The 22,768-nt window shown below is 36.0% G+C and carries 20 protein-coding genes; 6 read left to right on the forward strand and 14 right to left on the reverse strand.

Translation table 11 applies throughout. From position 1 onward, the window contains the following. Positions 1–38: 38 nt before the first annotated feature. Entirely contained in the window at positions 39–2,099 is a 2,061-nt protein-coding gene (locus BUC21_RS10705; protein ID WP_073402167.1) for an acetate--CoA ligase family protein, read from the forward strand. A gap of 214 nt (positions 2,100–2,313) precedes the next feature. On the opposite strand, the gene BUC21_RS10710 is transcribed toward BUC21_RS10705, so the two are convergent. From BUC21_RS10710 to xerD, 5 genes are all read right to left on the reverse strand, one after another. Further along, positions 2,314–2,868, reverse strand: coding sequence for a hypothetical protein (locus BUC21_RS10710; protein WP_139261402.1), 555 nt, complete (start codon positions 2,866–2,868; stop codon positions 2,314–2,316). Positions 2,869–2,942: 74 nt separating this feature from the next. Further along, on the reverse strand, positions 2,943–4,481 hold the full coding sequence (locus tag BUC21_RS10715; protein WP_073402173.1) for a YifB family Mg chelatase-like AAA ATPase: 1,539 nt from the start codon (positions 4,479–4,481) through the stop codon (positions 2,943–2,945). 9 nt (positions 4,482–4,490) lie between these two features. Beyond that, positions 4,491–5,615, reverse strand: a complete 1,125-nt coding sequence (locus BUC21_RS10720) for a TlpA disulfide reductase family protein (protein ID WP_073402176.1) — start codon at positions 5,613–5,615, stop codon at positions 4,491–4,493. A gap of 149 nt (positions 5,616–5,764) precedes the next feature. Next, the gene (locus BUC21_RS10725) at positions 5,765–7,462 is read right to left on the reverse strand and encodes a tetratricopeptide repeat protein (protein ID WP_073402502.1); all 1,698 of its coding nucleotides are present in this window, start codon (positions 7,460–7,462) and stop codon (positions 5,765–5,767) included. 160 nt (positions 7,463–7,622) lie between these two features. Further along, positions 7,623–8,615, reverse strand: a complete 993-nt coding sequence (gene xerD / locus BUC21_RS10730; protein WP_073402179.1) for a site-specific tyrosine recombinase XerD — start codon at positions 8,613–8,615, stop codon at positions 7,623–7,625. Between the two features lie 73 nt (positions 8,616–8,688). Here xerD and aroQ point away from each other — a divergent pair, with 73 nt between their 5' ends. The 5 genes from aroQ to BUC21_RS10755 are packed head-to-tail and all read left to right on the forward strand — an operon-like array spanning position 8,689 to position 12,825. Beyond that, positions 8,689–9,114 (forward strand): type II 3-dehydroquinate dehydratase, encoded by a 426-nt coding sequence (gene aroQ / locus BUC21_RS10735; protein ID WP_073402504.1) that lies wholly within the window; start codon positions 8,689–8,691, stop codon positions 9,112–9,114. 46 nt (positions 9,115–9,160) lie between these two features. Further along, positions 9,161–10,609 (forward strand): pyruvate kinase, encoded by a 1,449-nt coding sequence (pyk, locus tag BUC21_RS10740; RefSeq protein WP_073402182.1) that lies wholly within the window; start codon positions 9,161–9,163, stop codon positions 10,607–10,609. Then, positions 10,609–11,250: an O-methyltransferase gene (locus tag BUC21_RS10745; protein WP_139261418.1), complete on the forward strand. Its 642-nt coding sequence runs from the start codon at positions 10,609–10,611 to the stop codon at positions 11,248–11,250. The genes pyk and BUC21_RS10745 overlap by 1 nt, the downstream gene beginning before the upstream one ends. 5 nt (positions 11,251–11,255) lie before the next feature. Beyond that, positions 11,256–11,588, forward strand: a complete 333-nt coding sequence (rbfA, locus tag BUC21_RS10750) for a 30S ribosome-binding factor RbfA (protein ID WP_073402188.1) — start codon at positions 11,256–11,258, stop codon at positions 11,586–11,588. A 4-nt stretch (positions 11,589–11,592) separates the two neighbouring features. Further along, entirely contained in the window at positions 11,593–12,825 is a 1,233-nt protein-coding gene (locus BUC21_RS10755) for an FtsX-like permease family protein (RefSeq protein WP_073402191.1), read from the forward strand. Between the two features lie 68 nt (positions 12,826–12,893). Here the strand turns inward: BUC21_RS10755 and BUC21_RS10760 are convergent, their stop codons facing one another. The 9 genes from BUC21_RS10760 to ribD form a co-directional block, all read right to left on the reverse strand. Then, positions 12,894–13,142, reverse strand: coding sequence for a hypothetical protein (locus BUC21_RS10760; protein WP_139261404.1), 249 nt, complete (start codon positions 13,140–13,142; stop codon positions 12,894–12,896). Positions 13,143–13,154: 12 nt separating this feature from the next. Further along, complete coding sequence (locus tag BUC21_RS10765) at positions 13,155–15,212, reverse strand: fibronectin type III domain-containing protein (RefSeq protein ID WP_073402196.1); 2,058 nt, start codon at positions 15,210–15,212, stop codon at positions 13,155–13,157. 142 nt (positions 15,213–15,354) lie between these two features. Continuing rightward, positions 15,355–16,197 carry a glutamate racemase gene (murI, locus tag BUC21_RS10770; RefSeq protein WP_073402199.1) on the reverse strand — a complete coding sequence of 281 codons (843 nt, stop codon included), beginning with the start codon at positions 16,195–16,197 and terminating at the stop codon, positions 15,355–15,357. 93 nt (positions 16,198–16,290) lie between these two features. Further along, positions 16,291–16,803: an OmpH/Skp family outer membrane protein gene (locus BUC21_RS10775; RefSeq protein ID WP_073402202.1), complete on the reverse strand. Its 513-nt coding sequence runs from the start codon at positions 16,801–16,803 to the stop codon at positions 16,291–16,293. A 54-nt stretch (positions 16,804–16,857) separates the two neighbouring features. Continuing rightward, positions 16,858–17,373, reverse strand: coding sequence for an OmpH/Skp family outer membrane protein (locus BUC21_RS10780; protein WP_073402205.1), 516 nt, complete (start codon positions 17,371–17,373; stop codon positions 16,858–16,860). 26 nt (positions 17,374–17,399) lie between these two features. Then, entirely contained in the window at positions 17,400–20,018 is a 2,619-nt protein-coding gene (gene bamA / locus BUC21_RS10785; RefSeq protein WP_073402207.1) for an outer membrane protein assembly factor BamA, read from the reverse strand. Between the two features lie 10 nt (positions 20,019–20,028). After that, positions 20,029–20,760 carry an isoprenyl transferase gene (locus BUC21_RS10790; RefSeq protein ID WP_073402211.1) on the reverse strand — a complete coding sequence of 244 codons (732 nt, stop codon included), beginning with the start codon at positions 20,758–20,760 and terminating at the stop codon, positions 20,029–20,031. A gap of 8 nt (positions 20,761–20,768) precedes the next feature. Further along, positions 20,769–21,467, reverse strand: coding sequence for a type IX secretion system protein PorG (porG, locus tag BUC21_RS10795; RefSeq protein WP_073402214.1), 699 nt, complete (start codon positions 21,465–21,467; stop codon positions 20,769–20,771). A gap of 209 nt (positions 21,468–21,676) precedes the next feature. Then, the gene (gene ribD, locus BUC21_RS10800) at positions 21,677–22,747 is read right to left on the reverse strand and encodes a bifunctional diaminohydroxyphosphoribosylaminopyrimidine deaminase/5-amino-6-(5-phosphoribosylamino)uracil reductase RibD (protein WP_073402217.1); all 1,071 of its coding nucleotides are present in this window, start codon (positions 22,745–22,747) and stop codon (positions 21,677–21,679) included. Between the last annotated feature and the right edge of the window lie 21 nt (positions 22,748–22,768).

The following is a 22,768-nucleotide window of genomic DNA, read 5'->3' on the forward strand; positions in this document are numbered from 1 at the left end:
ACTTTGTTTTCTATAAAAAAACGAAAAATATACATTTTATGATAACAAAAGAGTTACTGCATCCACAAAGTATAGTAGTAGTGGGGGCTTCAAATAATGTTCATAAACCCGGAGGGGCAATACTTCGGAATCTTATTTCGGGCGGTTATCAGGGAGAGCTTAGGGCAGTGAATCCAAAAGAAAACGAGGTGCAAGGAATAAAATCGTATTCGGATGTTTCTGAGATTCCTGAAACGGATCTGGCTATTCTGGCAATTCCTGCAGGAATGTGCCCGGCTACTGTTGAGACTTTGGCTCGCGACAAGCAGGTTCGTGCTTTTATTATCTTATCTGCCGGCTTCGGCGAAGAAACTCATGAAGGTGCTTTGTTGGAAGATGCCATTCTCGAAACGGTGAATAAGTATGAAGCTTCATTGATTGGGCCAAACTGCATAGGGTTAATGAATACCTGGCATCACAGTGTCTTTACAAAACCTATTCCGCTGCTTAATCCAAAGGGAGTGGATCTTATTTCAAGTTCCGGAGCTACGGCGGTTTTTATTTTGGAGAGTGCAGTAACCAAAGGTCTACAGTTTAATTCCGTATGGTCAGTGGGCAATGCCAAACAAATTGGGGTGGAAGATGTGCTGCAATACATGGACGAAACTTTTAACCCGGAAACAGATTCAAAGATAAAGCTGATATACATAGAAAGTATCAAGGACCCTGATAGATTACTGATTCATGCATCTTCATTAATCCGTAAAGGATGCCGTATTGCTGCTATTAAATCGGGAAGTTCAGAGAGTGGGAGCAGAGCTGCATCATCACACACCGGAGCTATTGCCAGTTCGGACTCGGCTGTTGAGGCTTTGTTCCGTAAAGCGGGTATTGTTCGCTGCTATTCCCGTGAGGAACTTACAACAGTTGGTTGTATTTTCACTCTTCCTCCTTTAAAAGGAAAGAATTTTGCAATCGTTACCCATGCCGGAGGTCCTGGAGTAATGCTGACCGATGCATTATCAAAAGGCGGACTCAATGTTCCTAAACTTGAAGGTGAATTGGCCGATGAACTGAAAGGGAAGCTGTTTCCTGGAGCTGCAGTGGGGAATCCGATTGATATTCTGGCAACAGGAACACCTGAACATCTGGGTCTTACTATCGATTATTGCGAAGAGAAGTTTGAAGAGATAGATGCTATTCTGGTAATCTTCGGAACTCCCGGATTGGTCTCCATGTTTGAAGCCTATGATGTTCTCCATCAGAAGATGCTAACCTGCAAGAAACCTGTATTCCCTGTACTTCCTTCTTTGCATACTGCGGGGAAAGAAGTGGATGCCTTCCTGAAAAAAGGACATGTAAACTTTGCTGATGAGGTAACGTTGGGCACTGCTTTAATACGGATAATGAATGTTCCTCAACCTGCCGTGAAGGAAATAGAACTCTTCGGAGTTGATATCCCCCATATTCGAAGGATTATAGATTCCATTCAGGACAATGGATATATAGAACCCCGTCTTGTGCAGGACTTATTACGCTCGGCTGGCATTCCTGTCGTAGAAGAATTTGTTTCTGCAGATAAAGAAGAAATACTTGCTTTTGCACGGAAATGTGGTTTCCCTGTGGTGGCGAAAGTGGTTGGTCCTATACACAAATCGGATATTGGCGGTGTTGCATTAAATATAAAATCGGAACAGCACCTGGCACTCGACTTTGAACGGATGATGAAACTTCCGGAGGTGACAGCTATAATGGTTCAACCCATGTTGAAAGGCACGGAATTATTTATCGGAGCTAAATACGAGGAAAAGTTCGGGCATGTGGTTCTTTGCGGATTGGGAGGAATCTTTGTGGAAGTGCTGAAAGATGTATCATCCGGTCTTGCTCCATTATCTTATGAAGAAGCATATTCTATGATTCGCTCTTTGAAGGCATATAAAATTATTCAGGGAACCCGTGGTCAGAAAGGGGTAAATGAAGATAAGTTTGCTGAAATAATTGTTCGTTTATCAACCTTGCTTCGTTTTGCAACAGAGATAAAAGAGATGGATATTAACCCGTTGCTGGCAACTAATAAGGATGTTATTGCTGTGGATGCCCGTATACGGATTGAGAAGTAGAGTCTGAAGAATGAAGCCTTAAAGGTTGAATATTTAGTTAATAAATGATAAATATGAATTTCTCTATGCAGTAATAGTGTGGTAATTGCATTTATGCAAAAGTAGATATTGTACCCGGTATCTAAATTACTGTATAGAGCGATATTCAGTAATAAAAACTGGTTAGGGTGGTATATAAGATATCTGAAGGACAGAGGTTCTTCAGATATTTTTTTTAGTGCTTGGTTGTTTTCTTTGGAATGTAGATATAATCTTCAGTTTCAATATTTTCTATCTTTCCTGAAATGATTCTCAAATCCGGGTCCATATACTGCAGTTGTAGTGTAGGTAATGCTTTTAGCATTTCCTGAGAATAATCGTAGCAGTTCTTTTTGTTTTTCTTTTCTTTAATCAGACTAGTTCCCGAGAATATATGGATTCCAAATTCAACAGGGTATTTTTCATTGGGCTTAAGGCGTATCTCTTTTATTTCATTGAATGAGCTCAGGAATACAGAAAGAACTTTTCTCTTGTAATCAAGTCCATTATACCTGAATTGAAGCATGAATTTAGAATGAGCGGGATCTAGTACAAGTACTGTATCTGTATTATTTTCTAATTCAATCTTGAAATATGCTCTTGGCCCTTTGTTCTCATCCTTCTTGTGAACGTTATTTTCTATTTTAGTAATAACACGAGAGATAGCTATATTCTTTATTTTCAGATTCTGCCCATGCAAGGTGCACGCAATAACCGAACAAAATAGTAACGAAAATATAAATCTGGTCATATTCATTGTCTATTAAATATTGTATCCTCAGGTTTTACAATCAGGCTTTTCTATTCAGGTTTACCGTTGAGTTATTATCCGGCCCAGCTTTCTCTATCCAGATTTCGATAACTGATAGCTTCTGCCAGGTGAGCTGATTTTACCTTTTCACTGCCATCAAGATCGGCAATGGTACGCGAAACTTTTAATATACGATCGTAAGCCCGAGCCGATAGGTTTAACCGGTTCATGGCATTCTTTAGAAGGGTTAATCCGGTGCTATCCGGTTCGGCGAAAGTATGAAGCAACTTTGTGCTCATTTGTGCATTGCAATACACTCCGGGGTAATCGGCATATCGTTGTTCCTGAATCTGGCGTGCTTTTATTACCCGTTCTCTTATAGCAGAACTTGGTTCGGATGTTCTTTTGTCGGATATCTTTTCAAATGGCACAGGTACAATCTCAACCTGTATATCTATTCTATCTAAAAGCGGTCCCGATATTCTATTCAGGTACTTTTGTACTTGTCCACTGCTGCATACACAAGCTTTGGTTGGGTGATTGTAGTAACCACACGGACAAGGATTCATTGAAGCAATCATCATGAATCCGGCAGGATAATCAATACTATATTTTGCTCTTGAAACAGATATAGTTCTGTCTTCAAGCGGTTGGCGAAGAACTTCAAGCACACTTCTATTGAATTCTGCCAGCTCATCAAGATAAAGTAACCCATTATGAGCTAGGCTGATTTCGCCAGGCTGGGGGTACGCCCCACCACCGACCATTGCGACTTGAGAAATAGTATGATGAGGGCTTCGGAAAGGTCGTTTGGCAATCAATGAAGTATCTTTTCCTAATTTCCCTGCAACCGAATGAATTTTGGTTGTTTCCAGACTTTCGCCCAAAGATAGCGGAGGTAAGATGGAAGGAAGTCGTTTTGCCATCATAGATTTTCCACTGCCTGGAGCACCGATCATTATAAGATTATGCCCACCAGCGGCCGCAACCTCAAGAGAACGCTTTACATTTTCCTGTCCTTTTACATCCGAGAAATCAAACTCAAAAGAGGTTTGTTGAGCATAAAACTCTTCGCGGGTATTTACAACAGTCTGTTCAAGTGTCTCTTCTCCATTAAAGAAACCCATCACCTCTTTAATGTTGTTAGCTCCGTAAACTTTCAGGTTATTAACAACTGCAGCTTCTTTGGCATTTTGCCGGGGAACGATCAGTCCTTCGTAACCTTCTTCGCGTGCTTTGATTGCAATAGGCAATGCACCTTTGATGGTTTGCAGACTACCGTCCAGACTTAGTTCACCCATAATAATGTATTTGCCCAGCTTCTCTGTTGATACATTCTCTTTTGCCGCCATCATTCCAATGGCTAAAGGTAAATCATAAGCCGATCCTTCCTTGCGGATATCTGCCGGAGCCATGTTTATGACTATTTGTGAAGTCGGGAACTTGTAACCGTTCACCTGTAAAGCCGAAAGGATACGTTCATGGCTCTCCTTTACTGCCGAATCGGGTAATCCTACAAGATGGAACATGCATCCTCTTGTGCTGTTCACTTCAATAGTTATAACTGTAGCGTCTATCCCTTGAACAGCAGCTCCGAATACCTTTACAAGCATAAATGTTTTTTAGTTTGCGGTTTTGTTCTCGATGAAAAGTTCTCCTAATCTTTTGTTCAGCTCAGCTTCTTTTAAGTTGCGGGCTATAATAATTCCTTGGGGATCAATTAGAACATTTGCCGGCAAAGATTCTATGCCGTATTGTTGAGCTGTAGTAGAACTCCATCCAAAGAAATCGCATATTTGTTCTCCGGCAAGTGAGTCTCTTTTTATTGCATCGTTCCATTGTTTTTTATCAGTATCTAATGATATGTTGACTATGGAAAAATGGTTCTTGCCAAATCGTTTATAAATAGAATTAATTATAGAATTCTCTTTTTTTGATGAATTGCTCCATGAAGCCCAAAAGTTAAGAAGCAGATACTTACCGGTGAATTGGGTAAGATTGACAGACTCTCCTTTTGCATTTATAATATTAAAGTAAGGAGCCTTTTTACCATCAGAAACAGTCTCTTCATTATTTATAAATCGTAAAATTTGCTGCATATAAGGAGCATTTTTAAGATCGCCGGTTATTCTGTTTGCTAATTCTTTGATTTTCTTAATATCAGGATTTTGCTCCTGTACAAAATAACGGTCCAAAAGGTAAACACTAACAGGTGAAGATGAGTGTGCACCTATAAAAGCACTTGCTTTATCTTTTATTTCTTTGGTATATTTGGTTAATTCCGGTGATTGTAATAAATCATTGTACTTTGTCTCATTCCCGGATGTGTAAGCAGTGAATAAATCTTTTCTTATTTTGCTTGTGGATTTAGATATGTCGCTTATGCTTTCTTTGAAATCATTCATTTCTTCATTCTGATCATTACCACTGACTTTGAGTAAATCTAATGAAGAAGCATCACCACTTATCTTTATTTTGTCGCCTTTATTAGCAAAAACAACACATTCTTCCATATTGCTGAAAAGTAGCACTACCTGAGTTAAAGTATCAACAGGTGCTTGATATTTGAACTTTCCATCTTTGGCTTTTATAGTATCTAATGCATCTCCATTTCTATCTGCTCCATAAACTAAAATCATTTCATTTTTTAAGCCATCAATATCCCCTTCAATAACAATCTTCTTGTTTTTGCTTGTACAGCTAAATAAACATAGCATCAATGTAATGATAATACTAACTTTTTTCATGCTAAATATTTTTTCTGCAAATGTAACAAATTAGTTTTATGCCGCTATATGGCTAACATGTTTTTTTACAAATATAAAAAAAAATCGGGGACATCTGAATAAACAGATGCCCCCGATAATATTATTAGTTATAATAATTCTGTTCCTTATTATTTGATAATGCTAAGGAAATCAGAGTTAGTTGCGAATTTTGCAAATTCTAAGTCAGTTGCAGCTTTCTTAGCTAAAGAAGCATCTTTCTTAACTGCGCTTGACAAGCTGCTAGTTACCATAGAAGCATTGTTTGTTCTTGCACCTAAGATAGCCATCAGGTAGTCAGTGTAAGCATCTGGAGTTTCAACGTTAGAAAGAGTGTTCTTTGCTTTGTTGTAATCCTTAGCAAGGATCTGAGCAAGAGCAGCACTGTTTGTTTTTGAATCGCCGAATGAACTTACAGCTCTGTCATATTCACCTCTTGAAACATATAAGTTACCAAGTGATTCGTTCAATGATTTAGCACCAGCAGCTTTGCCGAAGAAAGATTCAGCAGCTGATTTATTGCCATTCTTCAATGCTACCAAACCTAAGTTCATGTTAACTTCAGGAGCTGATTTCAAATTAGCAGCTTTAGCTAAATAAGATTGAGCTTTAGAAGTATCACCATTTTGGAAAGCAAGCGCAGCTAAGTTGTTATATGCACGGTAATCGTTAGAATATAATTCTGTAGCTTTTTTGTAGATAGCTTCTTTTTTAGAATTATCTTTAGTTAATGTTGCAGCGTAAAGTAATTCTTCGATGTTAAGTTTGCTTGCATCTTCGTTAGCAAAAGTTGTGATTTCTTCATCAGATTTACCAATAAGATCATAGTTCAAAGTTAAACGTGAACGTCTTAACTGAGGAAGGATTTCGTCAGCAAGATTTTTGAATACTGTAGAAAGATTCTTGATTTCAGTTTCTCTTTGTTGAGGATCCTGATACATAGAAAGAACGCGAAGGATAAGATCTTTATCCTGGATGTTAGATTTAGAAACGAGTTCCTGGAAACCTTCCCAGTCTTCAGCTGTATATTTAGAATCTACAGTTGCGTTTACTTTACCTTTCTTAAGTTCTTTGTTCAAGTATTTAGCTGTGTTAGCTTCACGTTTTTCAGCAAGACCAGTATTTAAGTCCATACCACCATCTGGAGATGCGTAAGCAGAAATTTCGATATTGTTGATTTTCTTTCCTTTAGTGTCAGCGTTAGCTTCTGTTACAGCTTTTTGGAAATCAGCAATGCTTGCAGATTTCAATTCGCTGGTGCGAAGGTTGGCTTGTTGGATAAGGAACATGATCTTAGCTTCCTGAGCTTGTTTGATAATGCGTTGGAATGCATCTTCAGAACCAGCAGTGTTTGCACTTGATAAAGTGTTGTTGATTAATTCAGAAGTTGAGATAACACCATCAGCAACCTTTACGTCAGGAATGCTAATAGTCTTTTTTCCTTGTTTTACATTGAATGCTAAATATAATTCTGACTTAGCCATTTCAGGAACATAATCAAAATTACCTTTCATTGTGTAATTACCACCCATCTTGTAAGAGATAGTCTGATCATTACCTTCAATTTTTTCACCTTGGAAAACAGCTGGTTGACTCTTAGCCTCACCACCATTCCATCTTAAAACTGGAGTAACTTCTACAACAGCATTTTTCTTGAAATACTTTTCAGGGAACTTGCCGTTAATTGTTACTGGAACTTTACCTCCAACAGCCTCTAAAACTTGAGGATTAGTTGTGAAGTATTCAGATGATAATGCACCCATCTTTCCACAAGAAGAAAGTGCAACAACTAAAGCCATAAGTAATGGCAAATACAACTTCTTAACCATGTTTTTTTTGATATAAATTAAATGTTTGTAATTGAAATCATTTGTAACTCTGAACATTCACTTATGAACAGAAACTCGGACAAAGATATTAAAACTTAAATATATTGGCAAATCTTATACGTATTTTCTTGCTGCTGTGTATGATAATATGGTGCTTTTATTACGTTTTATCTGGTAAACAATCTTTGTTTTCTGCTTCTTTAACTATAATATTCTGTTTTTCTCGATATCTGATGTTTCGTGGATGGTGTTCAATTATCTCACTTCTAAGCATATTGCGGTCTATATGAGTATATATTTCTGTGGTTGTAATTGATTCGTGCCCGAGCATGCATTGAATTGCACGAAGATTTGCTCCCCCTTCTAACAGATGGGTAGCAAAGGAATGACGGAAGGTGTGTGGACTAACGTTCTTCTTGATCCCTGTAATCTCTGCTTGCTCTTTGATTATGTGAAAAACCATAATGCGGGAAAGGCTTGTACCTCTTCTGCTTATGAAAAGATAATCTTCAAAATCCTTTTTAATTTTGATGGTGTTACGATCTATAAAATAGTTTTTTATTTCCTTGATGGCTCGGGGAGATATGGGGACAAGTCGTTGCTTATTTCCTTTGCCTTCTACTTTGATAAAACCTTCATCAAAGTATAATTCTGAAAGTTTCAAGTTGATGAGCTCTGAAACACGAAGCCCACAACTATAAAGTGTTTCTAAAATAGCCCTGTTTCGTTGTCCTTCCTTTTTCCCTAAATCAATTGTTGAAATCATGGAGTCGATTTCCTGAACTGATAAAACATCTGGTAGCTTAAAGCCTATCTTAGGGCATTCCAGTAATTCTGTTGGATCTGATTCTATATAATCATCCAGAATTAAAAAGCGATAAAACGATTTTATGCCCGAAATAATGCGTGCTTGTGAACGAGGGTGTATCCCAATATCATGCAGCCCGGCTGCAAAATTTTGTAAATTGTCTAAGGCTACATCCTCTATTTCTATATCTTCTAGCATTAGAAAGCTAAGTAGCTTATCTAAATCGCTCAAATAGGCATCCAGAGTATTCCTTGAATAGGCCTTCTCTAAGAGTAAATACTGCTCATATTTCTTTATTAACAGTCTGTTTTTGTCGTTATTATCTCTTTTATTATTTATTTTCATTTCTTTTTTCTACCTTTGCACCTTGATAAATAGTCCACGCAAAGATATTGAATTAAGTAGAATTGTTGGTTTTATGAGAATACAAATTATAAATGGACCTAATATCAACCTATTAGGTAAACGTGAGCCTTCTATTTATGGCGCAGTTTCTTTTGAAGAATATCTTAAAGATCTATGCGAAAAATATCCGGATATTGAGATCCAATATTTCCAGTCAAATGTGGAAGGAGAAATGATTAATAAAATTCATGAAGTAGGTTTTGATTTTGATGGCATTATTCTAAATGCGGGAGCTTACACTCATACTTCAATAGCTCTCCAGGACGCCATAAGAGCAATTAAATCACCAGTGATAGAAGTGCATATCTCTAATGTGCATGCTCGCGAATCGTTCCGTCATGTTTCTATGATTTCAGTTGCTTGTCTTGGGGTGATTTGTGGGTTTGGACTTGATTCTTATCGTTTGGCTTTGGAAGCATTGCTTGCCAAATTAAAATGAAAGGTATAATTATAAATATAAAGGAAAACTAAACGTATTAATTTTTATGAAAAAGCATACAAAAATTGTAGCATCGATTTCAGACAGACGTTGTGATGTTGACTTTCTTACTAAATTGTATGAAGCAGGGATGAATGTAGTTCGTATGAATACGGCTCATGCTGGAACTGAAGGTCTTGAGGAGATTATCAATAATGTTAGAACAGTCTCTAATAAGATTGCTATTCTTATAGACACCAAAGGTCCAGAAGTCAGAACAACTGCTTGTGCTGCTCCGATAGATTTTAAAATAGGTGAAAAGGTGCGCATTATTGGCGATCCTTCAGCTGAAACGACTCATGATTGTATTGCAGTTTCATATCCAAATTTTGTGCGCGATTTATCAGAAGGCGGCCAAATTCTAATAGATGATGGAGATCTTGATCTGCACGTAATTAAGAAGTGTGATGGCTATTTGGAAGCTGAAATAATGAATGAAACAACTCTAGGAAGCAGAAAAAGTGTAAATGTTCCGGGAGTACGTATCAACTTACCTTCGCTAACAGAAAAGGATAGAAATAACATTCTTTTTGCTATTGAAAAGGATATTGACTTCATTGCTCATTCGTTTGTTCGTAATAAGCAAGATGTTTTGGATATTCAGAAGATTCTTGATGAACATAACAGTGATATTAAGATTATTGCCAAAATAGAAAATCAGGAAGGTGTAGATAATATCGATGAGATTTTGGAAGTTGCTTATGGTGTGATGATTGCCAGAGGAGATTTGGGTATTGAAGTTCCTCAGGAGAAGATTCCGGGTATTCAACGCGATTTGATCCGTAAATGTGTATTGGCAAAGAAACCGGTGATTGTTGCTACTCAAATGCTTCACACTATGATAAATAATCCTCGTCCAACTCGTGCCGAGGTTACAGATATTGCAAATGCTATCTATTATCGTACTGATGCTTTGATGCTAAGTGGTGAAACTGCTTACGGAAAATATCCGGTTGAAGCAGTGAAAACTATGGCTAAGATTGCCGAAGAGGCTGAAAAAGATAAGTTGGCAGAAAATGACATTCGTATACCTTTCTCTGACCATCCGGATGTTACAGAATTCTTAGCTAAACAAGCAGTTAAAGCTACTGCTAAAATGAATATTCGTGCAATAATAACTGATAGCTATACTGGCAGAACTGCTAGAAATTTGGCTGCTTTCCGTGGAAAATATCCTGTTATTGCTATATGTTACAATGAAAAAGCAATGCGCCGTCTTGCTCTTTCTTATGGAGTTTTGCCTATCTTCCAGGAAGAGAAGGCTAATGCTCAGGCTTATTTCTTTGAAGCATTGAAATTGCTGATGAATGAAAAAAGAGTGTTTGTAGATGATATGGTTGCTTATCTTAGTGGAAGTCACGGCGAAGGCGGCGGTACTACATTCCTGGAAATAAATAAAGTAGAAGATATTTTAAAGAAAGCAGATAAATATCTGTTGCCAAGTTTTCTTGAATGATGAATACTTATGACGAATCATTAGAACAGTACATTCTTGAGCACATTGACGACGAAGGAGATTATCTTCACGCTCTATACAGAGATACTCATGTGAAATTATTGCGACCAAGAATGGCTTCAGGCCATTTGCAGGGCAGAATGCTAAAGATGTTTGTTGAAATGATTCGTCCCAAACATATATTGGAAATTGGAACATATAGTGGATATTCCGCTATATGTTTAGCCGAAGGCTTGAAAGAAGGAGGAATGCTTCATACTTTTGAAATCAATGATGAACAAGAAGATTTTACCCGTCCATGGTTAGAAAACTCTCCTGTAGCAGATAAAATTAAATTTTATATAGGTGATGCTTTACAACTTCTTCCTTCTATGGATATCACCTTTGATTTGGCATTTGTTGATGGAGATAAGAGAAATTACATTGAATATTATGAATTGGTTCTTTCCAAATTATCTGATGGTGGTTATATTATAGCTGATAATACACTTTGGGACGGTCATGTTCTGGAAGAACCAAAGAGTAATGATTACCAAACGATTGGGATTAAGAACTTTAATGATTATATTGCTCTCGATAAAAGAGTTGAAAAAGTAATTTTACCGTTGAGAGACGGATTAACAATTATCAGAAAAAAATAGAAATAATGGAAACTACCAGACAAAATAAAATAGCCCGTTTACTCCAAAAGGAGCTGAGTGATATCTTCTTGTTGCAGACAAAATCAATGAAGGGAGTTCTGGTTTCAGTAAGTGCAGTAAGAATCAGTCCTGATATGAGTATTGCTCGTGTATATCTGAGCGTTTTTCCTTCAGACAAAGGAACTGAGTTAGTAAAGAATATAAATGATAACATGAAGTCTATTCGTTTTGAACTAGGAACTCGTGTACGTCATCAGTTGAGGATTATTCCAGAACTGAAATTCTTTATAGATGATTCGCTTGACTATATTGAAAAAATTGATTCTTTGTTGAAATAATATCGTGAATTTTCCTATTTACATAGCTAAGCGTTATCTTTTTTCTAAAAAATCTCATAACGCTATTAATATAATTTCTGCAATATCCGTTTGTGGAGTTGCCCTTGCTACACTTGCTTTGGTTTGCACCCTATCTGTGTTTAATGGCTTTCAGGATATGGTAGCCTCTTTCTTTACAGCTTTCGATCCGCAAATTAAAATAACTGTGGCCCATGGAAAGACTTTTGATACAAAGGATGAACGTATCCAAAAAATACGTACTTTAAAGGATGTTGCAGTGTTTACTGAAACTCTTGAAGAAAATGCTATGGTGCAGTATAAAGGGCGTCAGGCTATGGCTGTGATAAAAGGGGTTCAGGATAATTTTGAGGAGCTGACAAAGATTGATAGTATCCTTTATGGCAATGGGCGATTTATGCTTCATGATTCCATTGTGGATTATTGTGTAATGGGGGTTGAACTGGTTTCCAAATTAAGTTCTGGAGTCAAGTTTGTTGATCCGTTGGAAGTTTATGCTCCGATAAGGGATGCAAAAGTGAATATGGCAAATCCTGCAGCCTCATTTAATATGCAGTACCTTTATTCTCCAGGTGTTGTCTTTATTGTTAAGCAACTTAAATATGATGGCTCGTATATACTAACATCTCTTGATTTTGCGCGAAGGCTGTTCCATTATACTACTGAGGCGTCAGCTATTGAATTAAAGCTAAAGCCTGAAGCAAATGTAGACAAGGTAAAGAGCGATATAAAGCAAATTCTTGGCGACTCATTTGTTGTAAAAGATAGATACGAGCAACAAGCTGATGTTTTTCGTATTATGAAGATTGAAAAATTTATTTCATATCTTTTTTTGACCTTTATTTTGATGATTGCATGCTTTAATGTGATTGGATCGCTTTCAATGCTTATTATTGATAAAAAGAATGATGTTGAGACGCTTCGCAATTTGGGTGCAAATGATAAATTAATAGCGCGTATTTTTCTTTTCGAAGGTAGAATGATTTCAACGATTGGTGCTGTAATTGGTATTATTCTAGGGCTAGTACTTTGTTATATTCAGCAAAAATATGGAATAATCTCATTAGGTGGCTCTCATGGAACTTTTGTTGTTGATGCATATCCTGTGAGCGTTCGCCCGTTAGATATATTGCTTATTTTTATCACAGTCTTGGTTGTTGGGTACCTTTCTGTTTGGTATCCAGTTCGTTATCTGAGTAAACGGCTGCTTGTAAAATAAGAACTCTTTAATATGTTACTGGCCTGCAAAGAATCTCTATTTATATTCTTTGCAGGCCAGTAATATTATTAGTTAGATTGTATTTCTTTCTTTGATTTTCTATAGATCCTATAAGCGTATATTGCTGCCATTGATAATAAAATTATTGTTCCTCCATCTACTGGCGCATTTTCTGGTTCTACCTCTTCTGCTGTATTATCTTCTGCATAAGGACTGTTTGAATATAAAGAGAATGAACCACTGCTATCGTAAGCCTTAGCTGTTGTAATACCAATACCCATCATATAGAAGAAATAGCAAATTAAAATTTTTTTCATAGTCATAAATTGTTATTTGATAATTATTTTGGTGATTGAATCATTCGTTCTTATTAAATACATACCAGGAAGAAGTTGTATTGGTGTTTTTCCATCGTTGTATCCTGTATAAACAAGCTTACCCTGAGCAGAATAGATGTTAATTTCATCTTCGGTGCCTGTAATCCATAAGTTTCCTTCGTTCTGCCAAGTTTTTATTTCTTTAGATTTAGCTGTTGTGATACCAACACTTTCGGGTTCGATTGAAATCTCGTATGATGTTTGGTTAAGCTTAGTGCCTTTATAGACGATGAATGACTGAAATGGCAGTAGATCTTCATCACTTTCAACGAATTTATTGTTTTTTAGACAGTAGTATTTATCTGCAGAAACAAGTTCTTTTGGACTGATACTATATGTATACGGGTTACCTAAGTGTGTATACCCGTTGCTAATTGAATAGATATTATTGTTTTCATTGAGTGTTATTCCTTTCTCAGAAAAGAAAAATAGTTCTCCATTATCAATATTGGGTAAGACTTTTATTATATATCCACTGCCATTGAATGCGCTATTGACAAACTTCTCATTTTGGTAACTTTTTAGAAAATAGTCATGGTTAGGCCTTAAAGCGTATGCTATACCATTAATATAGCCTCCTACAACTTTTGGAATAAATGGGAGTGAAAAGCTATGCCATTTGTCTGGTGTAAATCTGCAAACATAAGATATTTCTCCTTTAACAGTAACTTTCCCATTTATTTTAGCTCCATCTATTATGCGTAAGTCTCCATTTATAGTTTCGTCATTGTATATCTTCACCTCATCTGCTTCAACTATTTGTTGATCATCGGGCAGTGTTTTTAGACATACTGATTCAGACTCATTTGTGGTTATATATCCATTAGTTGCTTTTACTGTATAATTATAGTTCGTGTTTTGACTAAGATCATCTATTGTGTATGATGTTGTGTTTCCAACTTGCTTAGGAAAGCCAGAGAGTGAAGTTTCTATACTGTCAAGAACTTGTGTTATTTTTATGTTGTCTATTACAAATCCATAGTTATTTTTCATACCTCCCTGAAACTTTATTATACAGTTGTTTGTTCCACCTGTCAGAGGGTAACTGAAGTGTTGAGTTGCTAATTGACTTGATGGATTAACAGCTATATTTTTTATAAGATTGTTATTGACATAGAGGTTAACAGTTGTGGCCTTGCTGATACTGACAGTTCCTATGTCAAAACTAAGTTCAAAATTTCCACTATTACCAGATAAATTGAGTGTTGGGGTTTGAATGTATCCTGCTGTATTTGACACTCCAACTCTTAAGAATTTTTCAGTTTCAGAGTCAGATGTTACTACCTTTATAAGATCTCCGCTCCATTTAGGAAGATATGTTGCTAAATCTATGTATTCCTCGTATTTTACTTGTTCTCTAAAGTCTTCGTTTAATATTGTTTTTTCGTAGTTACCTGTTGTCTTGCTATATACATTAAGTATATAATCGGTTGCATTATCGCAGTTGTTCCAATTTGCGGTAAAAGAGCTATTCGTAATATTATTAGCACTCTTTGAAATTGGTGTAGAAATGAACCTCGCTGTTCCTTTTATTTCAATACTTAGTATTTTAGGACCAGCATTCACATTGGCATTTATTGAGCTTAGCCTTATTTTAGCATGTTTATAAGAGAGCGTATTTGTAAATGTGAATATAGTTCCTGTTGAGGTGGCAGAAAATGAGTTATTTTGGAGTTGTGTCCAGTTTATGCCGTCTTCTGAAATTTCAAGTTTAGTAGAGGAACATTTGTAATCAGAAAATGTCCCAATTTTAGATGTAATGCTAATCTCTGTGAAAACTGAGAGGTCATAGAACTGTGTGGTCTCTGCATATGAATCACTACTATTCATGAGCCAGTAATCAGTTTTTCTTGATAAATTGTTCAACGTCCATCCAACGGATGATGCAGTTTGTCCATCTAATTTTGGAACAATTGTGTCACTGTAACAGTTTGTGTAGTTAAAAACAAGTAAGAAAAGAAAAATAAAGAAGGTTGCTCCTCGCTTTTTGAGTGGGGTAATCTTTGGCATTTTTTTCTGTGTTATTCAGTATATAATTTTATATTTATGTCAAAGATATGTTATTTTATTGTTACATGAAAATAATTTTCAATATTAAATTATTTGAAGTTACAACTATTGAGGATATATATTTATCTAAATACGTGCTAAATTACTCAATTACAACCTTTTCTACTGAGATTTCTTCGTTTAGAAATGCTGAAGCAGACTCTGAAAATTTTGTTTCTGATTCTGTGGTTATGAATTTACATTTACCATTCTTTGTGCAAAGAGTATCCATCTCTGGATGTCTTCTTAAATAACTTTTTAGACTTTCGGCAACATATTCACCTTGAGATACAACAGTGATTCCCTTTGGTAAAAATTGATTGATCTTTGTTAGAAGAAGAGGGTAATGTGTGCATCCTAGAATGATAGTGTCAATTTCGGTATCTTTTTTAATTAGATTTTCAATATGCTTCTTTACAAAATAGTCAGCTCCAGGAGAATCATATTCTTTATTTTCTACTAATGGAACCCACATAGGACAAGCCTCGCCACTAACAACTATGTCTGGATAGAGTTTATGAATCTCTAAAGGATAAGAGCCGGAGTTTATTGTTCCAGAGGTCGCCAATACTCCTACATGTTTTGATTGAGTTATGCTTCCAATAGATTCTACTGTTGGACGAATAACACCCAAAACTCTACGATTAGGATCTATATTGGGTAAATCGTTAATTTGGATGCTTCGGAGAGCTTTTGCCGAAGCTGTGTTGCAGGCAAGAATAACCAGATGACATCCCATCTCAAAGAGTTTGTTTACAGCTTGTAATGTGAACTCATACACAATTTCAAAAGAGCGTGTACCATAAGGGGTTCTTGCATTATCGCCCAGATAGATATAATCGTATTCAGGTAGAACCTGCCTAATTTGATTTAAAATAGTTAATCCACCATATCCTGAGTCGAATACTCCGATTGCACCTGCTGTTTTTGATAATTCTTTTTCCATCTGGCTTTATATTAAAAAAGACTATATTCTATTATATAGAAAAAGGATGATATTATTATCATCCTTTTTAATTTCGTAATATCTATGAACTAATTATTTAATTCCTAATTTAGCTTTGATAGCTGGAGTAACGTCGATACTTACTTTTTCGTTAAAGAAAGGAATAGTTGTTTTGTTACTTACATCAAAGATATAAGTATATCCTTCAGCTTGTCCTACAGCAGCGATTGCATCTTCCAGTTTCTTAAAGATAGGAGCAGTTTTTTCTTCCTGAGCCTTTTGTAGTTCTTGTTGAGCTTGTTGCTCGTATTCCTGACCTCTTTGAGCCATATCCTGCAATTCTTTTTGTCTTCTTTCAGAAATGTTTTGTGGTAATGTATCTTTTGCTGCTACAAATTCAGCATATTTCTTATTAAATTCGTCGGAAGTTCTTTTAATCTCTGTGGTATATTGTTTTTGCAGTGCCTGCAAATCAGCTTGTGCCTTAATATACTCAGGCATAATGGTAATAATATCAGCGAATTTCATGTGTCCAAACTTGAACGTTTGAGCAGAAGCTCCAAGAGGAAGAGCTAACAATAATAGTAAGGCAATTTTTTTAAGCATAATTCTATTTTTTATTAATGATTACAGTTTAATACTGGATGCAAATGTATGAAATTAATTTGAATATCCTAATTTTGTAAGAACATCATTGCTAATATCTATTTGTGGTGATGCAAATATAATGCTAGAAGCCGATGCTCTGTCAATAATAGCGGAGTAGCCTTTGGTTTCAGCTATTGTTTTAACCGCATTGTAGATTTCGTCTTGAATAGGTTTTATTAAACTTTCACGCTTTTTAAACAATTCCCCTTCAGGACCAAAATATTTACGTTTCAGTTCTCCGGCAGCTTTCTCTTTTTCTACAATCTCATTTTCTTTCTTGGTTTTTTGTTCTTCAGAAAGAAATACAGCTTCTGATTGATAGTTCTTATACAATTTTTGAGCTTCATTAGTTAAAGTCTCAACTTCACTTTGCCACTTCTTAGAAATTTGATTTAATTGTTCGTTAGCTCTTTCATAGGCTGGGATATTCTTTAAAATATATTCCATGTCAATCAAAGCAAATCTTTGTGCATTGGCAGCTATTGAAAAGGCAAATAACAGCATCGAAAAAAGAATAGACTTTTTCATAACTTTTCGGTTTTAATATTAATAAATTAGAATTCCTGTCCTAAGATAAAGTGGAATTGACTGCCTCCATATTGTTTTGAACCAAATACTTTATCGAATCCATATGCCCAGTCGATACCCATCATACCAATCATAGGTAAGAAGATACGAACACCGACACCTGCAGAACGTTTCAGATCGAATGGATTGAAATTCTTTACATCGTGCCATGCATTACCAGCTTCAACAAAACTTAGAGCATAGATACTGGTTGATGATTGCAACATCAACGGATATCTCAATTCAAGACCAAAACGTGTATAAGCATAACCAGCCAATCCTGTAGGGGTAAGTGAGTTGTTTTCGTATCCACGTAGAGCTACACTTTCTGTTGCGTATGAAGAATATCCAGTCATACCGTCACCTCCCATATCGTATGTTTCAAAAGGTGATTTTTTATTGCTGTTATAGTGACCTAAGAATCCAAAATCAGCTCTGGTCATTAAGACTGGACATTTCGCACCGTCTGTTAATGCAGTATAAGTTTTGGATTTAAAACTCCACTTATGATACTCAATCCACTTGTGCATTTTGTTCATGTCTTTCTGATTGCTTGTGTTGTATGAACCGTAGTCTATTCCATCAAACATAGAATAAGGAGGTGTAAACTGAACAGATAATGAGAATTCAGAACCACGACGTGGATAAATAGGATTGTCAGAAGAACTTCTTGCAAGAGCAATTTTCATGCTGATGTTGTTACAATTACCATTTGTAACAGGGAAATATTGCCAATCCTTAAGAATATATTTCTGATATGATAATTCTGCAGATAGAGTGAAATAATCATCAGGCCATCTTAAACGTTTTCCCCAACCAGCCGAAAGACCAAACATCTGAATAGATTTGCTCTTATCATACATGTTCTTAGTGTTAGCATAATCGTAATTACCATATCCTCCATATCCACTATAAAGACTATTGTAATAGCTGTTTGAATAAAGAGAACTATAATAGCGGCTATTGATATCAGTCTGTTTTGAGTAGAAAGCAGAGACAGAGAATGAGTTAGGACGCTTTCCTCCAAACCAAGGATCAAAGAATGATAAACTGTATGATTGATAGTAACTACCGTTAGTCTGTCCGCTGACTGTTAAAGTCTGTCCGTCACCTTGAGGAAGAATACCTCTATAGTTTTCTCCCGGGTGGAATAAGTTAGCTATTGAGAAGTTTGTAAACTTCAGACTTAATTTACCGATTACACCGGTCTGTCCCCAACCGGCAGAGAACTCTACCTGGTCGTTAGCTTTAGATTCCAGGTTGTAAGCAATATCTACAGTTCCGTTAGCTTCATCTGGTTGGATATCTGGTTTGATATTCTCTGGGTTGAAATGCCCCATCTGAGAAATTTCACGCATAGATCTTTCAAGGTCTTCTTTGCTGAATAGTTGTCCTGGCTTAGTACGAAGTTCACGACGAACAACATTTTCATATAAGCGGTCGTTACCATTAATCTTGATTTTGTTCAGTGTAGCCTGACGACCTTCATAGATTCTCATTTCAAGGTCAATAGAATCGTTGTCAACGTTTACTTCTACAGGGTCAAGTCTGTAAAAAAGATAACCATTATTATAATACAAGTTGCCGATAGCATCATCATCAGATGAAGTACGTTTGCCAAGTAACTTCTGGTTGTAAACATCACCTTTCTTCATGCGAAGTAAGAAGTTTAAGTAATCAGTAGTGTATAGAGTGTTACCTACCCAGGTTACTTTTCTCAGATAATATTTATCTCCTTCAGCTATTTTCATGTATACGTCTACACTTTTATCATCATACGGAGTAACACTATCAACAACAATACGTGCATCACGGTATCCCAATTCGTTATACTTGTCAATGATAAGCTGTTTGTCTTCTTCATATTTTTCGTTCACAAACTTCTTTGTACGGAAAAGGTTCAGTATTTTGCCTTTTTCGTTAGTCTTTTTCATTACGCGTTTCAGCTTGTTGGCTTTAATCGCTAAATTCCCTTCGATTGTTATTTTGTGAACTTTTACTTTATCTTTTTTATCAATGTTGACGTCAACAATTACTTTGTTTTCATCTGATACGTCATCTCGTTGAACAATAACAACTTCTGCATTTTTGAATCCCTTGTCGTCAAAGTGTCTTTTGATTATGGTTTTTGCACGGTCAACAAGATTCGGAGTAATCTGACTTCCCTTAGCCAATCCTAATTTAGCTTCCAGATCTTCCCTGTCTGATTTTTTAATTCCATGGTAATGGATTTCCGATATACGAGGGCGTTGTTTCAGCGCAATTTCCAAATATACTTTATCGCCTTCTATTTTTGTAGCATATATATGAACATCAGAAAAAAGCCCATGCCGCATATATCTTTTGACGGCTTGTGTAATTTCGTCACCAGGAACAGAAACAACTTGTCCGACAGACAGACCAGATAAACCTATGAGTAAGTAATCCTCCTGATCTTTAACACCTGAAACGGTTATTCCTCCAATTTCATATTTCTTCGGAGTCGCGGAATAAAGAATAACTGGCTTGTCAGACTTCTCTGAATTGCTTTTTTCTTGTGCAAAGCCTGATAGTGTAAAGAAAAACAGGCTGATAAATAGTAGTATTCGGGAAATACGATAATGCATTTTATTTATTTTATATTTGTTCACTAGTTTTGCCGAAGCGGCGTTCTCTTTTTTGATACTCACAAATTGCTTTCCTAAATTCTTCTTCTCTGAAATCAGGCCAGAATGTATCGCAAAAATAAAGTTCTGAATAAGCACTTTGCCACAACAAATAATTGCTTAAGCGCAGTTCTCCTCCAGTTCTTATTAACAGGTCGGGATCTGGCATAAAGTATGTAGCAAGATGAGAAGAAATGCATTCATCAGTAATCTGATCAATGGAAAGTTTTCCTTGCTGTACTTCTTTAGCAATCTGTTTAGTTGTTTCTATGATTTCCCATCGGGATGAGTAGCTAAGTGCCAATACCATACACATGCCGGTATTGCCCGATGTTCTTTCAATGCAGTTATTCAAGCTTATTTTCACATCTTCCGGTAATGTGTTCATATCACCTATTATCCGGAAGCTAATATTGTTTTTCATGAAAATCTCTTCCTCAATAGAGTCCAGCAATAGTTTCATGATAGCAGATACTTCATTGGCTGGTCTGTTCCAGTTTTCTGTTGAGAAAGTATATAAAGTAAGGAACTTAACCCCTAACCTTGCTGCTTCTTCGGCAATAATATGTACAGTTTCAGCTCCTGCCTGATGTCCAAAACTTCGTTCATGTCCACGTTGTTTTGCCCATCTTCCATTACCGTCCATTATTATTGCGATATGCCCGGGTATCCGATTAATATCTATTTCTTCTTTATATGGCATAAATTCTTTTAATTATTACATTTTTTGCATTTAGGAAAAAGATCATAAGTAATGAATACTGTTGTAAAAGAATAACTGTCCTTATTCTTAAATCCCTTTCCTTTTATACCGTATGGATCATTTAATATTAACCCATCCGCATTGGTTACATCCAGATTATCAGATAAACTAAATCTCATAGTCATTTCGCAACCAATATTTAGCCTTTTGGCAAATTTATATTTAATTCCTATACCAATTGGAAAGTTTACTGTAAAAACATCTTTTGCTGTTGCAGGTGCAAAAGTTAATCCAACTCCTCCCAATAAATAAGGCGTAAACCTTTTATAGCCTTTGTATTCGTGGCCTATTCCATATCCCCGGAAGTTGTATTCAAATTGAGTGCCTAAATCATAAATATTCCGACTGAAACTCACTTGCTTACCCTCAGGGTATTTGTTTTCAAAATTTTCCGTATTACCGGATATTTTTCCTATTGTTAAGTTCGTCTTTATTGCCATGTGCGGATTCAATACATATCTTGCCATAACGCCACCAGCAAATTGTAAGTCTTTAAAAGGGGCAGAATTATTTGCGTCTCCCATATAAAAACTACCTCCAAGCAATCCTCCTGCTTCCATTCTATATTCATTCTCCTGTGCATGGATAAATATAGGTGTAAACAAGGCTAACAATATAAAAATGAGCGTTTTATTGATAAATTTCATACCTACATTATTTATAAGTTTGTTTTCCTATAAAACGCTGTTTTTTTTCAATAATTACATCTTAAATCAAATTATTGTATATTTGATCATAAAATGCTTATTTACAAATTGCAAAAATAGAAAGTTTTTTCTCTCAATTGAACATTCAGGGCAAGTTTTATAAATATTTATAGATAATAAGTGTGTTTTTCTCGACAAATATTCTATTATTAGAGCGCGGGTACATTATTTCCGTTATAATAATGTAATATTGGAACGCAAAAATGGAAATCTATAAAATGTCTTTTTCCGTTGATGTGCGGAGCCTTTATTCCATCATTTAGAATTATGGCCGATTTCTCAATAAATGCTTCATCCCATAAGTTTTTATCGATAAATGATTGTAACAACACACTTCCTCCTTCTACCATGATTGACTGGATGTTATTCCTGTGAAGTTCTGCTAATAACTCAGGTAAAAGATCGTCAGTAAATGGAAGTTTCTTATAACATGTGTTATTGCTGTTAATATGTTCTTTTTCTGTTACGATCCATGTTTTTATTTTATCATCCAGCAGATGGAAATTTTCGGGAATTTTTAAGGTTCTGTCTATTACAACACGGAGCGGATCTTTTCCGTACCAGTTTCGTACGCTAAGCGTAGGATTGTCTAAAAGAGCGGTTCTTGTTCCTACAATAATAGCATCAACTTCGGCGCGTCTTTTATGTACAAGCATATTGGTCATGGGGGTAGAAAGAGCGATAGGATGGCCACCGGTTCTTTTTACATCTAAAAAACCGTCGGAAGATTCTGCCCATTTTAATATTATATAAGGTCTTTTCTTAGAATGGAATGTGATAAATCTCTTGTTCAGATTGCTACATTCCTGTTCAAGAACTCCAACTGTGACTTCTATACCTGCATCTTGTAACTTCTTTATACCTCTTCCGGCTACTTTGGCGAAAGGATCTATACATCCTATTACAACTTTAGGAATCCCTTTTTCTATGATTAAATCGGCACAAGGAGGAGTTTTTCCGTAGTGAGAACAAGGTTCCAGACTAACATATATTGTTGACTGTTTGAGTTTTGATTTATCTTTTATAGAATTTATTGCATTTACTTCAGCATGTGCATCTCCGCATATTCGATGATATCCTTCGCCAATTATCTTACCATCACACACAATGACAGCTCCTACCATAGGATTTGGAGAAGCCTCACATTTTCCTTTTCTGGCCAATTCTATGCAACGGGCCATATAGATTTCTTCTTGTGTAAAAATTCTGTTGTTTTCCATTTATTTTTCTACTTTTGCAAA

Origin of the sequence: Bacteroides luti (assembly GCF_900128905.1) — a bacterium.
Taxonomy (GTDB): Bacteria; Bacteroidota; Bacteroidia; order Bacteroidales; family Bacteroidaceae; genus Bacteroides; species Bacteroides luti.

Excerpts from the sequence above, each read along its gene's own strand:
- BUC21_RS10705 (WP_073402167.1), top strand. The coding sequence starts at position 39 with ATGATAACAAAAGAGTTACTGCATCCACAAAGTATAGTAGTAGTGGGG.
- BUC21_RS10710 (WP_139261402.1), bottom strand. The coding sequence starts at position 2,868 with ATGACCAGATTTATATTTTCGTTACTATTTTGTTCGGTTATTGCGTGC.
- BUC21_RS10715 (WP_073402173.1), bottom strand. The coding sequence starts at position 4,481 with ATGCTTGTAAAGGTATTCGGAGCTGCTGTTCAAGGGATAGACGCTACA.
- BUC21_RS10720 (WP_073402176.1), bottom strand. The coding sequence starts at position 5,615 with ATGAAAAAAGTTAGTATTATCATTACATTGATGCTATGTTTATTTAGC.
- BUC21_RS10725 (WP_073402502.1), bottom strand. The coding sequence starts at position 7,462 with ATGGTTAAGAAGTTGTATTTGCCATTACTTATGGCTTTAGTTGTTGCA.
- xerD (WP_073402179.1), bottom strand. The coding sequence starts at position 8,615 with ATGAAAATAAATAATAAAAGAGATAATAACGACAAAAACAGACTGTTA.
- aroQ (WP_073402504.1), top strand. The coding sequence starts at position 8,689 with ATGAGAATACAAATTATAAATGGACCTAATATCAACCTATTAGGTAAA.
- pyk (WP_073402182.1), top strand. The coding sequence starts at position 9,161 with ATGAAAAAGCATACAAAAATTGTAGCATCGATTTCAGACAGACGTTGT.
- BUC21_RS10745 (WP_139261418.1), top strand. The coding sequence starts at position 10,609 with ATGAATACTTATGACGAATCATTAGAACAGTACATTCTTGAGCACATT.
- rbfA (WP_073402188.1), top strand. The coding sequence starts at position 11,256 with ATGGAAACTACCAGACAAAATAAAATAGCCCGTTTACTCCAAAAGGAG.
- BUC21_RS10760 (WP_139261404.1), bottom strand. The coding sequence starts at position 13,142 with ATGAAAAAAATTTTAATTTGCTATTTCTTCTATATGATGGGTATTGGT.
- BUC21_RS10765 (WP_073402196.1), bottom strand. The coding sequence starts at position 15,212 with ATGCCAAAGATTACCCCACTCAAAAAGCGAGGAGCAACCTTCTTTATT.
- murI (WP_073402199.1), bottom strand. The coding sequence starts at position 16,197 with ATGGAAAAAGAATTATCAAAAACAGCAGGTGCAATCGGAGTATTCGAC.
- BUC21_RS10775 (WP_073402202.1), bottom strand. The coding sequence starts at position 16,803 with ATGCTTAAAAAAATTGCCTTACTATTATTGTTAGCTCTTCCTCTTGGA.
- BUC21_RS10780 (WP_073402205.1), bottom strand. The coding sequence starts at position 17,373 with ATGAAAAAGTCTATTCTTTTTTCGATGCTGTTATTTGCCTTTTCAATA.
- bamA (WP_073402207.1), bottom strand. The coding sequence starts at position 20,018 with ATGCATTATCGTATTTCCCGAATACTACTATTTATCAGCCTGTTTTTC.
- BUC21_RS10790 (WP_073402211.1), bottom strand. The coding sequence starts at position 20,760 with ATGCCATATAAAGAAGAAATAGATATTAATCGGATACCCGGGCATATC.
- porG (WP_073402214.1), bottom strand. The coding sequence starts at position 21,467 with ATGAAATTTATCAATAAAACGCTCATTTTTATATTGTTAGCCTTGTTT.
- ribD (WP_073402217.1), bottom strand. The coding sequence starts at position 22,747 with ATGGAAAACAACAGAATTTTTACACAAGAAGAAATCTATATGGCCCGT.